Annotated in this window: 13 protein-coding genes; 3 read left to right on the top strand and 10 right to left on the bottom strand. The window is 73.3% G+C overall.

Features of this window, described 5'->3' with window-relative positions; all coding sequences use genetic code 11:
• Positions 1-16 precede the first annotated feature (16 nt).
• From V7E46_RS09140 to V7E46_RS09095, 10 genes are all read right to left on the bottom strand, one after another.
• The gene (locus tag V7E46_RS09140) at positions 17-1,108 is read right to left on the bottom strand and encodes an ABC transporter permease (protein WP_329172007.1); all 1,092 of its coding nucleotides are present in this window, start codon (positions 1,106-1,108) and stop codon (positions 17-19) included.
• Complete coding sequence (locus V7E46_RS09135) at positions 1,105-2,589, bottom strand: sugar ABC transporter ATP-binding protein (protein WP_333767948.1); 1,485 nt, start codon at positions 2,587-2,589, stop codon at positions 1,105-1,107. Before V7E46_RS09135 ends, V7E46_RS09140 begins: the two co-directional genes overlap by 4 nt.
• A gap of 289 nt (positions 2,590-2,878) precedes the next feature.
• Positions 2,879-3,667 carry a ferritin-like domain-containing protein gene (locus tag V7E46_RS09130; protein WP_333767964.1) on the bottom strand — a complete coding sequence of 263 codons (789 nt, stop codon included), beginning with the start codon at positions 3,665-3,667 and terminating at the stop codon, positions 2,879-2,881.
• 201 nt (positions 3,668-3,868) lie between these two features.
• Positions 3,869-5,212, bottom strand: coding sequence for a cryptochrome/photolyase family protein (locus V7E46_RS09125; protein WP_333767947.1), 1,344 nt, complete (start codon positions 5,210-5,212; stop codon positions 3,869-3,871).
• An 82-nt stretch (positions 5,213-5,294) separates the two neighbouring features.
• Positions 5,295-6,833 (bottom strand): SDR family oxidoreductase, encoded by a 1,539-nt coding sequence (locus V7E46_RS09120; RefSeq protein ID WP_333767946.1) that lies wholly within the window; start codon positions 6,831-6,833, stop codon positions 5,295-5,297.
• 217 nt (positions 6,834-7,050) lie between these two features.
• Entirely contained in the window at positions 7,051-7,425 is a 375-nt protein-coding gene (locus V7E46_RS09115; RefSeq protein ID WP_333767945.1) for a hypothetical protein, read from the bottom strand.
• Positions 7,426-7,550: 125 nt separating this feature from the next.
• Positions 7,551-7,952: a roadblock/LC7 domain-containing protein gene (locus V7E46_RS09110; protein ID WP_333767944.1), complete on the bottom strand. Its 402-nt coding sequence runs from the start codon at positions 7,950-7,952 to the stop codon at positions 7,551-7,553.
• A 50-nt stretch (positions 7,953-8,002) separates the two neighbouring features.
• Entirely contained in the window at positions 8,003-8,782 is a 780-nt protein-coding gene (locus V7E46_RS09105) for a transcriptional regulator (protein ID WP_333767943.1), read from the bottom strand.
• Entirely contained in the window at positions 8,779-9,168 is a 390-nt protein-coding gene (locus V7E46_RS09100) for a hypothetical protein (RefSeq protein ID WP_329171993.1), read from the bottom strand. The genes V7E46_RS09105 and V7E46_RS09100 overlap by 4 nt, the downstream gene beginning before the upstream one ends.
• A 155-nt stretch (positions 9,169-9,323) precedes the next feature.
• Positions 9,324-9,950 carry a MarC family protein gene (locus V7E46_RS09095; protein ID WP_333767942.1) on the bottom strand — a complete coding sequence of 209 codons (627 nt, stop codon included), beginning with the start codon at positions 9,948-9,950 and terminating at the stop codon, positions 9,324-9,326.
• Between the two features lie 121 nt (positions 9,951-10,071).
• Here V7E46_RS09095 and V7E46_RS09090 point away from each other — a divergent pair, with 121 nt between their 5' ends.
• The 3 genes from V7E46_RS09090 to V7E46_RS09080 all read left to right on the top strand — a co-directional run.
• Positions 10,072-11,778: an MDR family MFS transporter gene (locus V7E46_RS09090; protein ID WP_333767941.1), complete on the top strand. Its 1,707-nt coding sequence runs from the start codon at positions 10,072-10,074 to the stop codon at positions 11,776-11,778.
• A 20-nt stretch (positions 11,779-11,798) separates the two neighbouring features.
• Positions 11,799-12,263 carry a universal stress protein gene (locus tag V7E46_RS09085; RefSeq protein WP_333767940.1) on the top strand — a complete coding sequence of 155 codons (465 nt, stop codon included), beginning with the start codon at positions 11,799-11,801 and terminating at the stop codon, positions 12,261-12,263.
• 111 nt (positions 12,264-12,374) lie between these two features.
• Positions 12,375-14,802: polysaccharide lyase family 8 super-sandwich domain-containing protein (locus tag V7E46_RS09080; RefSeq protein ID WP_333767939.1), on the top strand; the 2,428-nt coding region annotated here is incomplete at its 3' end.

Below are 14,802 nucleotides of genomic sequence, written 5' to 3'. Positions count from 1 at the left end.
GGGGTGGAGCAGCCGGTCAGGCCGGGGAGCGCCCGCCGCGGGTGCGCTGCAGCAGGACGGCGACCAGGATGATCAGCCCCTTGGCGATCTCCTGGATGTCCGTGGTCAGGTTGTTGAGCACGAAGATGTTGGTGATCGTGGTGAAGACCAGGACGCCGAGGATCGACCCGAACAGCGATCCGCGACCGCCGGCCAGCAGGGTGCCGCCGATGATCACCGCGGCGATGGAGTCCAGCTCGTAGAGATTGCCCAGGTTGCTGGCACCGCTGGTCGTCCGGGCGGTGAGCATCACCGCGGCGACACCGCAGCACACCCCGGACAGCACGTAGAGCAGCATGGTGTGCCGCCGTACCGCGATACCGGCCAGCCGGGCGGCCTCCGGATTGCCGCCGACCGCGAAGGTGCGCCGGCCGAAGGTCGTACGGTTCAGCAGCAGCCAGCCCAGCACCACGATCCCGGCCATCAGGTACACCAGAAGCGGGACGCCGAGGAACTTGTCGGTCGCGATCCGGTTGAACGACTCCACCGTCACCACCTGCGACTGCCGGTCGGACAGCCGCTCGGCGACCCCGCGGGCCGACGCCATCATGGCCAGCGTGGTGATGAAGGCGACGATCTTCCCGTAGGCGATGAGGATGCCGTTGAGCAGTCCGACGACCGCGCCGACGACGACTGCGGTGAAGAGCATCCCGCCCAGGCCGTACGACTGGGTGGACACCGTGGTGCACCACACCGACGCCACCGCCACGATCGCGCCGACCGACAGGTCGATGCCGCCGCCGATGATGACGAACGTCTGGCCCACCGTGATGACGCCGATGACCGCCGCGCTGGTGAGGATATTGACAATATTGTTGCTGGTCAGGAAGTTGCCGGAGGTGGCGGTGCCCACCACGCCCAGCAGGACCAGGACCACCAGCAGCCCGAGGCTGTGCACCTGGTGCAGCGGGAACAGCCGGCGCAGCCGGTCCGCGGCGGCCGGCCGGCCCCCCGGGTCGGGCCCCTCCTTCAGCGGGGCCGGCTTGGTGGCGACATCGGCGCCGGACCCGGCCTGTGCGGGCAGCCCGGGGGCGCCCTGCGCGGGTCTCGGCGTGGTCTGGTCGCTCATGGGCGGCTCTCTTCCATCACGAGGTCGAGTACGTGGGATTCCTTCAGCGAGGCGGCGGCGGCCTCATGGACGATCCGGCCCTCGCGCAGCACCAGGGCGCGGTCGGCGAGGCCGAGGACTTCGGGGACCTCGCTGGACACGAACAGCACCGCGACACCGGAGTCGGCCAGTTCCCGTACCAGTGCGTACAGCTCGGAGCGCGCGCCGACGTCCACCCCCCGGGTGGGCTCGTCGAGCAGCAGCACCCGGCAGCCGCGCAGCAGCCAGCGGGCGAGTACCGCCTTCTGCTGGTTGCCGCCGGACAGCGTGCGGACCGCGCGCTGCGGGTCGGCCGGGCGCAGGTCGAGCGCGGCCACCCGCTCGGTCGCCGCGGCGGCCTCCCGGCGGCGGTCCAGCCAGCCGAACCGCGCGAACCGGCCGAGCGAGGAGATGCTGACGTTGCGCACGACGCTGTCCTGGAGGAAGAGGGCCTGGCTCTTGCGCTCCTCGGGCGCGAGACCGACACCTGCCCGCACCGCGGCGGTCACCCGGCCCGGCGGCAGCGCCCGCCCGTCGACCAGGACGGCGCCGGACGCAGGGCGCGTCGCACCGTAGACGGCGTGCAGGATCTCCGAGCGCCCGGAGCCGACCAGGCCCACAAGTCCGACGATCTCCCCGGCGCGGACGGTGAAGCTCACGTCCTCGAAGCTGCCGGGCAGCGTCAGGTTCTCCACCCGCAGCACCTCGTCGCGCGCCCGCTCGGCGCGCCGTCCGCGCTGCGGGAAGTCGTACGCGGTCTCGCGGCCGGTCATCAGCGCGACGAGCTGGGCGGTGGGGGTGCGGGCCGGCAGGCCGCCGGCGACGGTACGGCCGTCCTTGAGCACCGTCACCCGGTTGCCGATGGCCCGGATCTCGGCCATCCGGTGCGAGATGTAGAGGACCGCGACCCCGGCCGCGGTCAGCTCGCGGATGACCCGGAAGAGATTGCCGACCTCGTCCTGGGTGAGGACCGCGGAGGGCTCGTCCATCACGATCAGCCGGGTGTCGTGCGACAGCGCCCTGGCCATGCTGACGATCTGCTGCTGGGCGGGGGACAGGCTGCCGACCTCGGTGCCCGGTGCGATCTCCGGGTGCCCGAGCGAGCGCAGCAGCTCGCGGGCGGCGGTCGCGGTCTCGCCGCGCCGGGTCAGGCCGAAGCGGGCGCGCTCGTGCCCGAGGAAGATGTTGTCGGCCACCGACAGGCCGTCCACCAGGTCCAGCTCCTGGTAGATGGTGGAGATCCCGTGCCGCATCGCCGCCGTCGGGCTGGGCAGCACCACCGCCTCGCCGTCCCAGGCCAGATCGCCGCCGTCCGGCTGGTGGGCGCCGGCCAGCACCTTGATCAGGGTCGATTTGCCGGCGCCGTTCTGGCCCAGCAGACAGTGCACCTCTCCTGCTTCGACCTCCAGATCGACGCCGTCCAGTGCCTTGGCACCGGGAAACACCTTGGTAATTCCCCGCATTTGAAGCAGAGGAGAACTCACATTGCCACCTAGGGAGGGGGGAACTGTGGGTGCCGATAGAGACACAAAGCGTTCGTTCGTCAGTTCAGCGAACAAACTAATCAGGACAGAGAAGGAGGGCAAGAGCGAGGACGGAACCAGTTGGGAAACCTGACGGCATTTCACCGGCGCTCTGTGCGCCCGAATCCGACCCGGGTCGACGGGGCATCAGCCCGCGGGACGGACCGCACGCGCGAAAAGGCGGCCCGGACCCTCCGGACCGCCCACCCCCGCTCGGCACCGCGACAGGTCAGGACACGGCCTCCGCCGCGACCGGGCCGCCGCCCAGCGCATTGCGCCGGGACGGCATCGTGAGCGTCGTCATCCGGCGCCGGCCGGCCACGCGCTCGTACGCGTACACCGCGTGGATGCCCGCCCGCAGGGCCGCGGACTTCGGCGCAGGCCAGCGCAGCAGGCGGCCCATGTGCGCCATCACCGCGAGGCTGACCTCGCGGTACACGCGGATCTCCGCCCTCGCGCACTCGTCCAGCGTGCGCCGGATCAGCTGCCCGTGCCCGGCCCGCACGAGCATCAGCAGCTCCTCGTGGCAGTACGCCAGATGGTTGTCCTCGTCGCGGGCGATCTGCCGGATCGCCCGGCCGATCTCGGGGTGGTCGCCGAACAGCCGCAGCAGCATCGCCATCTGCTCGGAGGCCCGCTGCTCGGTCACCCGGCTGTGCGAGAGATACGTGACGATGTCGTGCTCGCTGAGCGGCTGCTCGGCCCGCAGCCGGGAGTGGGCCAGCCCGATACCGGCCCGCTCCAGCAGCATCGTGTAGTCCGTGTCGGCGGGGACGGGCACCGGTTCGAGGGCGCGGCCGTGCAGCAGGCCGTTGAAGATCCGCCCGTGCTTGTCCTCGTCCGCGCCGTGCCGGGCGATCTTGGGCGCCAGCGCGGCCAGGCCGGGGGGCACCAGGGCCGCGATTCTGCCGTTCTCCCAGCCGCCTTGCGTCTCACCGCTCGCGGCGATGGAGCAGAAGAGCCGGAAGGACTCGTCATTGTCGAGGATCTCCGTGAACAGGCCGCGCGCCGACAGCACCACGCCTCTCCTCTCGCCGCCCACCGGGTGTCACGACGAGTCAAGGTCGGTGCGGTGGACCCCGCAACCGGGCGGCGCCGCGGCTCCGCCGTACGGAGTAGGCCCCCGCCGTGCCCGGGCCGCCGGTCCCGGCGGAGGCGGGGGGCCGGTCGGAGGTCCCGGCCGAGCGCGAAGCAAGCCGCCGCGCCGCCGCGAGCCGGATCAGTCCAGGCCGCGGGCCTGCCGGAAGCGGTTCCTGCCGTCGGACAGCTCCACGACGGGCACCGGATAGCCGTTGCGGTCCTTTTCCGGAAGCTTCCAGGGCTCGTGCACCGCGGACCCGTCCACCGAGGCCAGCTCGGGGACCCAGCGCCGGACGTAATCGCCGGCCGGGTCGTGGCGGCGGGCCTGGAGCAGCGGGTTGAGCACCCGGTTCGGACGCGTGTCGGTGCCGGTGCCGGCCACCCACTGCCAGTTCAGCTGGTTGTTGGCGATGTCGCCGTCCACCAGCAGGTCGAGGAAGTGCCGGGCGCCCACCCGCCAGTCGACGTAGAGCGTCTTGGTCAGGAAGCTCGCCACCAGCAGCCGCCCCCGGTTGTGCATCCAGCCCTCGGACCGCAACTGGCGCATCGCTGCGTCGACCACCGGGTAGCCGGTACGGCCCTCCCGCCACGCCTCGGCGTCGGCATCCGCCTCCGTGCCGGTGCGCCAGCGGTCGTGCCGGCCGCGGTAGTCCGCCGCCGACACCTCGGGCCTCGCGGCCAGCAGCTGGCGGTTGAAGTCCCGCCAGCACAGCTGCCGTACGAAGGCGTCCGCGCCGGGACCGCCCACCGCCCGCGCGCGGTGCACCGTCTCGACGGCGGAGAGCGTCCCGAAGTGCAGATGCGCCGACAGCCGGGAGGTCGCGTCGCCCGCCAGGTCGTCCTGCGAGGTGTCGTACGCCGCCAGGCCCTCGCGCAGCCACGTCGACAGCCGGCGCCGCGCCGCGTCCTCACCGCCCGCGCCGGAGGTGCCGGGCGGCAGGCCGGCCGACCGTACCGAGTCCGGCACCCGCACGGTCCGCGGCGCCGGCAGGGCCTCCCGCAGCTTCTCCGCCGACCAGCGCCGGAAGTACGGGGTGAACACCGCGAAGTGGTCGGAGCCCTGCGGGGCGAGCGCGCCAGGCGGCACCGCCGTCACGACCGTGTCGTGGACGTGCAGCCGCCGCCCCGCGCTGCCGAGCGCGGTACGCAGCCGGTCCTCGCGGCGCTGCCCGAAACCGCTGTCGGCCGCCGCCACATGCACCTCGGCCGCGTCGCACTCCGCGGCCACCGCGCACACCTCCGCGGCCGGATCGCCGGTCCGCACCACCAGCCGGCCGCCCCGCTCGCGCAGCCCGGCATCGAGATCGGCCAGGCAGTCGGCGAGGAAGGCCCGCCGGTGGGGCGCCGCGAAGCCGGCCCGCGCCACCGCCGGGTCCTGCACGAACAGCGGCACCACCTCGTCGGCCGCGGCGAGCGCGGCCCGCAGCGGCGGATGGTCGTGCAGCCGCAGGTCGCCGGTGAACAGCACGACGGCCCGCTTCACGCGCCGCCCCCGGGGATCCCCCGCGCCGCCACCGGCCGCACACGCCGTACGTCGCCGTGGTGCCGCTCTTCGCCGTACGCCCTCATGCCGCACCCTCCTTCGCCGTCCGTGCCGCGGCGCGGGCGATGTTCCGGGCCATGCCGCCGAAGACCGCCGCGTGGAAGGGCGAGATCGCCCACCAGTAGGCGTGGCCCAGCAGCCCGCGCGGGTGGAAGAGGGCCCGCTGCCGGTAGCGGGTGCGCCCGGCCTCGTCGCGGTCCGCGCACATCTCCAGCCAGGCCAGGCCCGGCAGCCGCATCTCGGCGCGCAGCCGCAGCAGGTGGCCGCGTTCGATCTCCTCGACCCGCCAGAAGTCCAGCGAGTCGCCGACCCGCAGCCGCGCCGCGTCACGGCGGCCCCTGCGCAGCCCCACCCCGCCGACCAGCCGGTCGAGCAGCCCCCGTACCGCCCAGGCCAGCGGGAAGGAGTACCAGCCGTGCTCGCCGCCGATGCCCTCGATCACCCGCCACAGGTCGGCGGTGCTCGCGTCGACCGCCGCCTCCCGCCGGTCGGTGTAGAGGCTGCCGCCCGCCCAGTCGGGGTCGGTGGGCAGCGGGTCGCTGGGGGCGCCGGGCACCGCGGCCGACGACCAGCGGGTGGTGACCTGGGCGTCCTGCACCCGGCGCAGCGCCAGCGTCAGCGCGGCGTCCACCCCGAGCGGGCCGCCCGGCGGATCGGGGACGTAGTCGGCGATGTCGTGCTCGTCGCAGACCACCTCGTGCCGCAGCGACTCCGCCAGCGGTTTGGCCACCCCCGCGGGCACCGGTGTGACCAGCCCGATCCAGTGGCTGGACAGCCGCGGGGTCAGCACCGGCACGGGCACGATCAGCCGCCGGGGCAGGCCGGCCACCACCGCGTAACGGCGCATCAGCTCCCGGTAGGTGACGATGTCGGGGCCGCCGATGTCGAAGGTCCGGCTGACGTCGGACGGCATGCGGGCGCTGCCGACCAGCCAGCGCAGCACGTCCCGTACCGCGACCGGCTGGATCCTGGTGCTCACCCAGCTCGGTGTGACCATCACCGGCAGCCGCTCGGTGAGGTAGCGCAGCATCTCGAACGACGCGGAGCCGGAACCGATGATGACCGCGGCCCGCAGCACTGTGGCCGGCACGCCCGACTCCAGCAGGATCCGGCCCACCTCGGCCCGCGAGCGCAGATGCGGCGACAGGTCCCGCGCGGCCACCCCGTGCGGGGTGAGGCCGCCGAGGTAGACGATCCGGCCCACCCCGGCCGCCCGCGCCTGCTCGGCGAAGAGCCGGGCCGCGCCGCGGTCGGTCCGCTCGAAGTCCTTGCCTGAGCCGAGCGCGTGCACCAGGTAGTAGGCGACGTCGATGCCGCGCAGCGCGTCCCGCACCGACGCCTCGTCCGTCACGTCGCCCGCCACCACCTCGGCCTCGCCGACCCAGGGGTGGTCGCGCAGCTTGACCGGAGTGCGGGCCATGCAGCGCACCTCGTGCCCGGCGTCCAGCAGCTCCTGCACAAGACGCCCGCCGATATAGCCGGTCGCGCCGGTGACCAGGCAGCGCAGCCGCGCCCCGTCGGGACGGTCCTGCGACGCTGCTTGCTGCGCGCGGCTGATCACGTCGGCACCTCTGCGCTTGCTCGGCCGGGCTGGCCGGCCTGCGGGCCGCACCGGTCACTGACGGGCTGTCACCACCCAGCAGACCATGGCCGTCCCGTCCGTGGTGGCCGCCCCGGTGCACAGTCACCCGAAGCGCCCAACGTCCGCCGCCCGGCCGGAGTCCCCGGCGGCCCGTAAGCGGGGCGGACGGATGCCGGTGGCCGCCCGCCCCCGCCGGTCAGACCTCCAGGCCGTTCTCCACGGACTTGAGCTGGTGGCGGGCCATCGCCAGGTTGGCGCGGCCGCGGTCGAGCGCCAGGTAGAGGAAGAGCCCGGACTTTCCGTTGCCGCGCAGTAACCGGATCAGGTGGTACTGCGTGCCCAGGGTGATGAGGATGTCCTCGATCTCGTCCTTGAGTCCGAGCATCTCCATCGTGCGGGCCTTGGCGCGTACGACGTCGGTGTTGCCCGCGGCGGCCACGGACAGGTCGAGGTCCTTGCCGCCGCCGAGGGTGCCCAGCGCCATACCGCTGGTGTAATCGACGAGCGCCACGCCGATGACGCCCTCGATGGAGGTCATCGCGTCCTTGAGCGCGGTTTCGGTGTTGGCCATGATCTTCGTGCTTCCCTTCGACGGTGTGTGAGGTACGTGCTGTGCGGTCCGGGTTCTCCGGGAGTCCCCGGGGTCCTGCGGGCGGGTCCTGGCCCGGCCGGCGCGCGGTCCGGGCGGCCGGCCGCTCATGACGTGCCGCCGCCCTCCGGCCCGCCCGGGGCGTGGCGGAGCAGGTCCGCCACCTCGGCGCAGCTGCGGCGGGCCTCCAGGTGCAGCCGGCCGACGTTGGTGCGCGGCTCCGCGAGCACCGCGAGTACCGCGTCGCGGCCGGCCGTGTAGAGCGCGATGCACCCGGTGTCGCTGCGGATCAGCAGCTCGCGGAAGGACCGCTGCCCCGCGGTCTCGGTGAGCCGCAGCCCCACCCCGAGGGCGGCGGCCGTCAGCGCCGCGAAGCCCTCGGCCGGCAGGCCCGGGGCGTCCTCGGCCAGCACCAGGCCGTCGGCGGTGGCCGCGAGCGCTCCGGTCACCTCCGGCAGCCGCGCCCGCAGGCCCGCCAACTCGGTACGTATCGCGGCTTCGTGCACCATCGACCTCTTCCTCCGCTCGGCCCGCAGGGCGCGCCGGTGCAGCGCCCGCATCACAACCGCTCCAGCGCGACCCGCAGCCTGCGCAGCAGCGCCACGTCCGGGTCGTCGCCGATGTTCTGGAACCAGGCGGGCGCCCTGGCGCTGGTCCGCGCGCCGCCTTCCGGGGTCTCGACCAGCCCGAGCGCGGCCAGCCGGCGTACGTCGACCAGCACGTGGAAGGCCGGGCGGCCCAGCAGCGCGGCGATCGCCGGCGGGGTGCGGGCGCCGTCCGCGAGGCGGAGGACGGCGGCCCGCCGGCGCGGCAGGTACGGCAGTCGCGCGGCCGGGCGCAGGGCGGCCCGGGCCGGGGTCACCGGCGCGGCGTCCAGGGGCGGGTGCGGCCACAGCGATTCGAGCAGCAGCCGGCGCCGCAGGATCTCGCGTTCCACCGCGGCCACCGGTACACCGCCCAGCGACCCGAACCAGTGCCGGACGCCGTGCCGGAAGCGGGTCGGGCCGGCGGCGGGCGACAGGACGAAGTAGGCCGCGTCGTACAGCGCGCCGAGCCGGCTGATCTCCAACTCGCCCGCCGCCAGCCTGCGGTGCTCGATCAGCCAGCGGCCTGTCGCGCACTCGGCGCCCGCCGCCTCCACCGCCTCCTGCCAGGCCTCGGACGACAGCCGGCCGCCCGCTGTCAGCAGCACCTCGATACCGGGCGCCGCCGGGCTCTCGGCGTGCGCCACCGCACCGTCCTCCAGGTAGAGCGCGCCGGCGTCCCGTAGCAGCACCCCGGTGGCGCGCTCTTCCGCGAGCCGCGACAGCATGGGGGAGTGGCCGGCCGGCGCGCTCATAACAGGACCAGCCCGTCCGCGAGTTCGCGCAGGCCGCGCAGCGCGAGTGCGAGGTTCGCCTGCTCCCGGTCCAGCCACAGGTAGAGGAACACCCCGCCCTCGTACGGGGCTTCGACGAACCGCAGCAGGTGGTAGCCGGTACCGGTGACCACCACCGCCTCCTCGGCCGCGGGGCCGCTGCCCTCGTGGCACGCCGTGAAGACCGGGTGCTCGGCGGTGGCCCTGGCGTAGGCGGCGGTCTCGGCGGCCACCGTCTCGTGGTCGAAGCCGCCGGGCGCCTCGCCGATCACCCCGAGCGCCAGCCCGCTGACCCATTCCGCCAGGGCCGCGCCGCGCGCCCCGGGCAGCGCCATCGCCCGCAGCAGGCACTCGTCGATGCCGGACACACGGCTCCCTTCGTTCCCCGCGGCGCGCAACCGCCATTCGGGTGGTGACGAGGAAGTTACTTTCCGTGCGGCCTGTTTCGGGGAGTTCCGGCATTTTCCTGCGGTACATGCGGGCCGCTGGCCTAAGATGCCCGCCACGCGGCGCCCCGCCCCGGTCAGTGGGCCGACACGGTCCTGACGCCCAGGTCGAACAGCCCGTCGAGGACCAGGTCGACGCCGACCGCCGCCAGCAGCAGCCCGAGGAGGCGGGCGACCAGCTCCACGACCGCGTTGTGGGTCTTCTGCAGCAGCCCGCCGAGCAGCAGCACGCAGGCCAGGTCCACCGCGATGACCGTGAGGAACGCCGCGACGACCGTGCCGCGCCACCCCCAGTCGTCGCGTTCCGCGGCCTCGATCAGCACCGCGGTCAGGGCCAGCGGACTGACCACGTACGGCACCAGCAACTCCCGCAGCCCGCTGGACACATCGGGCCCGTCCTCGCCCGCGTCCTCCGACCCGAGACGCAGGCCGAGCACCAGGCCGACCGCGTAGAGGAAGAAGATGATCCCGCCTGCCATCTCCAGTGCGGGGGTCGAGATGTGGAACAGCTTCAGCAGCCACGGCGAGGTGAAGCCGGCCGCCGTTCCGATGACCACCGCGCCGGCCGACGACACCAGCGCCATGGTGCGCACGTCCTTGCTCGGATGGTTCTGCGCCAGGCCGGCGAAGGCGAGCAGCACCTTGGGCGGGCCGATCACGGAGAAGAACGTGATGAGCGCGGCGGTGTACGTCAGGGTGATCATAACGGGCATGATGCGCAGTTCGGGGCCGCGGGCCGGGTATTGACGCCGCTGCGGCCTGTGCTTTCCGGCATCCGGCAGTATCGTTGCCCAGGGCAAGCAAGGATCCGGAGAAAGAGTCCCCATGACCGCCCAGGCAGACGCAGCGCAGGCCGGCACCGCCGCACCACCGACGGGTTACACACACCGGCAGATCATGATCATCCTGTCCGGCCTGCTGCTGGGGATGTTCCTCGCCGCGCTGGACCAGACGGTGGTCTCCACCGCCATCTACAAGATCGGCGAGAGCCTCAACGGCCTGACCGCACAGGCCTGGGTGACCACGGCGTTCCTGATCACCTCGACCATCGCCACCCCGCTGTACGGCAAGCTGTCCGACCAGTACGGCCGCAAGCCGTTCTTCCTCTTCGCGATCTCTGTCTTCATCGTCGGGTCCGCGCTGTGCATGCTCTCGACCTCGATGTACATGCTGGCCGGCTTCCGCGCCTTCCAGGGCATAGGCGCCGGCGGCCTGTTCTCGCTGGCCTTCGCGATCATCGGCGACATCATCCCGCCCCGCGAACGCGCGAAGTACCAGGGCTACTTCATGGCCGTCTTCGGCACCTCCAGCGTGCTCGGACCGGTGATCGGCGGGGCGCTGGCCGGCCAGGACTCGCTGCTCGGCATCGACGGCTGGCGGTGGATCTTCCTGGTCAACGTGCCGATCGGGATCGTCGCGCTGATCGTGGTGGCCAAGGTGCTGCACATCAAGCAGGAGCGGCGGCCCCACCGGGTCGACTCCCTCGGCGCGGTCGCGCTGATCGTCGCCCTGGTGCCGCTGCTGATCGTCGCGGAGCAGGGCCGCGAATGGGGCTGGGGCAGCGGCACCGCGCTGACCTGCTACATCGTCGGCGCGGTCGGCATCGTCTGCTTCCTGGCCGCCGAACGCCGGGCCGGTGACGAGGCGCTGCTGCCGCTGCGGCTGTTCCGCAACGGCGTCTTTGCGCTGGGCTCGGCCCAGTCCGCGATCATCGGCATCGGGATGTTCGGCGGCATCACCCTGATCCCGCTCTACCTCCAGCTGGTCAAGGGCAATTCGCCCACCAGGGCCGGCCTGCTGACCCTCCCGCTGGTGCTCGGCATCATGGCGCTGTCCATGGTCTCGGGCCAGATCACCTCGCGCACCGGCCGCTACAAGATCTTCCCGATCATCGGCTGTGTGCTGCTGGTCGCCGGCATGCTGATGTTCTGGCAGATGGACGCCGACAGCAGCCTGCCCTACGTCGACACCGCGATGTTCGTGGTCGGCGCCGGACTCGGGCTGAACTTCCAGACCATCGTGCTGGCCATGCAGAACGCCGTACCGCCCCGGGACATCGGCGTGGCCACCTCCTCGACCACCTTCTTCCGGCAGATGGGCGGCACCCTCGGCGTCGCCGTCTTCCTGTCCGTCGTCTACTCGGTGGTCGGCGGCCGGATCAGCTCGGCCTACGCCGGCGCCCGCGGCAGCGCCGCCTTCGACAAGGCCGCCGCCGCGCATCCGGACCAGCTCAAGATGCTGACCTCGGCGTCCTCCGGGGGGACCGGAAGCCTCAACGACACGTCGTTCCTCAAGCACGTCGACCCGGCGCTCGGCCACCCCTTCAAGGTCGGCTTCACCGGAGCCATCAACGTGGCCTTCCTGGTCGGCGCGGGCGTCCTGGTGATCGCGCTGGTGCTGTCCACCCTGCTCAAGGAGGTACCGCTGCGGACCACGGCGGCGGCCTTCGCCGACCAGGACGAGGCGCGGCCGGGTGCGGACAGGGCGGCGGGCGCCGCCGGCGACGGGTCGCCCGACGGCTCGGCGGCGTAGCAGCCCGGCACGGCGAAGCCGTGGCCTTCGAAGAACGGGCCGCCGCCCCGCGGGGCGGCGGCCGGGTCCTCGTGGTCGGCGTGGACGACTCCGACTGCTCATGGCGGGCCGCCGCCTACGCCGTCGGGCTCGCCCGCCGGCAGAACGCCCTGCTGGTACTGGTCCACGTGCTGCCGGTGCACGCGAGCGCGATGCTCGCCGGGGCGGCCTGGATGCTCGACGCCGACGACCTGGCGGTCGCCGAGCAGTTGCGGCACCGGGTGGCGACCGGGCTGGCCGGCACGCTCGACCTGCCGCCCCCGCGCTGGGAATTCCACATCCTGCGCGCCGCCGACGTGGCGACCGGGCTCAGCGGGACCGCCGACGAGCTGCGGGCGGACACGGTGGTCATCGGCGCGTCCAGGGGCCTGCGGCACCGGCTGTTCGGCTCGCCCGGGGTGCGGCTGGTCAAGACCGGGCGGTGGCCGGTGATCGTGGTGCCGTGAACGGGACGGCTGTCGCTTCCGGTGACAGGTGGGACCAAGGTTGCTTCAATGCGGGGTGGCGCCGTCCCGGCGGCGCCACCCCGCTGTCGCCGACCGCTTGGAGCGTCCGCCGTGCAGATATCCCGTCGCGCCCTGCTGTCGATGGCCCCGGCCGGGACCCTGCTGGCCCTGGCCGGCCGGATACGCGCCGGAGCCGCGGAAGCGGGCGCCGCGGCCGTAGCGACCGCCGCCACCGACCAGGCCGCGCTGCTCGGCAACGTCACCGCCGTCTTCTGCGGCACGGCCGGGTCCAACGCCCGCCCCGAGGTCGCCGCCAAGCTCGCCGCGCTCCAGTCCACCGCCGCCGCCAGGATCGCCGCCATGGACACCGCCGGCCCCGGCGAGCTCTTCCACGGCGTCGGCCTCGGCACCAGCGACCCGCACCTGAGCACGTCCTTCCAGTACCTCTACGAGATCGCGCTCGCCACCCGCGCCCCCGGCTCCGCCCTCCTCGGCGACACCGCCGTGCAGCAACGCGTCATCGACGGCCTGACCCGGCTCTACGACGGCTACTACGGCGACCAGTCGGCCGGCTACTACGGCAACTGGTTCACCTGGGAGATCGGCATCTCCGGCTACGTCAGCCGCACCCTGGTCCTGCTCGCCGACCGCCTCGCCCAGGCCGCGCCCGCCCTCACCGCCACCTACGTCGCCGCGATGGACGCGTATCTGCGCAACGGCAAGGACGGCGACGTCGACCTCGACTCGCGCTTCCACACCGGCGCGAACCTCGCCGACATCACCACCAACCGCGTCCTCCAGGGCGCCGCGCTCGGCGACCCCGCCCGCGTCGCCACGGCCGTCGCCGACCAGCTCACCGTCTACGCGACCGTCGACCCCTACGCGCTCCGGCACGGCGTCACCGACGGCTTCTACGCCGACGGCTCCTTCCTCCAGCACGCCTCGGTCGCCTACACCGGCTCGTACGGCACCGGGCTGCTCACCCGGGTGGTGCAGACGGTGAAGATCCTCGACGGCACGAGCTACGCGCCCGGCGACGGCGACCTGGCCGGCGTCGTCACCGGCTGGGTCGCCGACAGCTTCGCCCCGCTGATCGTCGAGGGCTGGATGGCGGAGATCGTCAAGGGCCGCTCCGTCTCCAGGACCGGCACCGGATACGCCGACGTGGCCGCCGTCGTCGAGGCGGTCACCGACCTGTCCGGCTACGCCGCGGGGGACAGCGCCACCGCACTGGCCGGCTATGCCAAACACCTGCGGCAGGTGACGAAGGCCGCGCCCGACCCGGCCGGCTTCGTCTCCCCGGTCAGCGTCGCCCGCTACGCCGACATCCTCGCCGACCCGGCGATCCCGGCCCGCGACATCAACCCCGCGGCCCTGCACAGCGCCTACCCCGCCATGGACCGCAGCGTCCACCGCCGCCCCGGCTACACCTTCGCCCTCGCCCGCAGCTCCACCCGGATCAGCGGCTACGAGTACATGGGCGGCGAGAACCTGACGCCGTGGTTCCAGGGCGCGGGCGCCCACTACCTCTACCTCGCGGGCCAGGACCAGACCCAGGCCTTCGGCGTCGACTACTTCACCGCCGTGCCGCCCGACCGGCTGGCCGGCGTCACGGCACCCGTCGAGACCCGGCTGACCGTCCCCGAGCTGTACGGCACACAGTGGTACGACAACCCGGCCGCCGGCTTCACCTCGTCCTCGGAGTCGCAGAACACCTACGTCTACTTCCCCCGCGGCACCAACACCCACTCCGGCGGCGCCGTCCTCGGCGCGTACGGAGCCGCCGCGATGGTGCTGGCCCCCGACGCGGCCTACGCCGCCAAGCAGGCAGGACAGCTGCCCGAGGACTTCGTCGCCTACCGCAGCGCCGACGCCACCAGGTCGTGGTTCATGCTCGACGACGAGATCGTGGTGCTCGCCGCCGGGGTCGGCGACTCCGCGGGGCGGGCCGTCACCACCACGGCCGACGCCAGGATCGCCGGCCCCGCCGCCCCGGTCGCCCTCACCGGCGAAGTACGCGGCGGCGCCCCCTGGTCCGGCACCGGCACCGCCCCGCTGGCCTGGCTGCGGTACACCGACGCCGACCAGGGCACCGCCGTCGGCTACGTCCTGCTCGACCCGCACCAGCCGCAGCCGACCGTCGCGCTCGACACCGTCACCCGCAGCCGCCGCGCGGTCCGCCTCACCAACCCCGACACGCCTGTCACCAAGCAGGTCTTCACCCTGACCTTCCACCAGGAACCCGGCGCCCCGCACACCGCGCTCGCCTACGCCCTCGTCCCCGGCGCGACGGAACACCAACTGCGGGCGTACGCCCACGGCCCGCTCTCCGTCCTCGCCAACACCACCGCGGTCCAGGCGGTCACCCACCGCGGCCTCGGCCTGCTCGCCGTCAACACCTTCACCCCCGGCCGCCACCGCGTCGGCCGGCTCACCATCGACGGCCCCGCCTCCGTCCTGCTCCGTGAAGCCCCCGACGGCACGGTGGCGCTGGCGCTGGCCGACCCGACGACCACCCGCCCGACCCTCTCCCTCCACC

The sequence above is a fragment of the Streptomyces sp. IBSBF 2435 genome (genome assembly GCF_036815005.1).
Taxonomy (GTDB): Bacteria; Actinomycetota; Actinomycetes; order Streptomycetales; family Streptomycetaceae; genus Actinacidiphila.
Note: the sequence above shows the minus strand (reverse complement) of the source record. Positions and strands in the feature narration are given on the sequence as shown.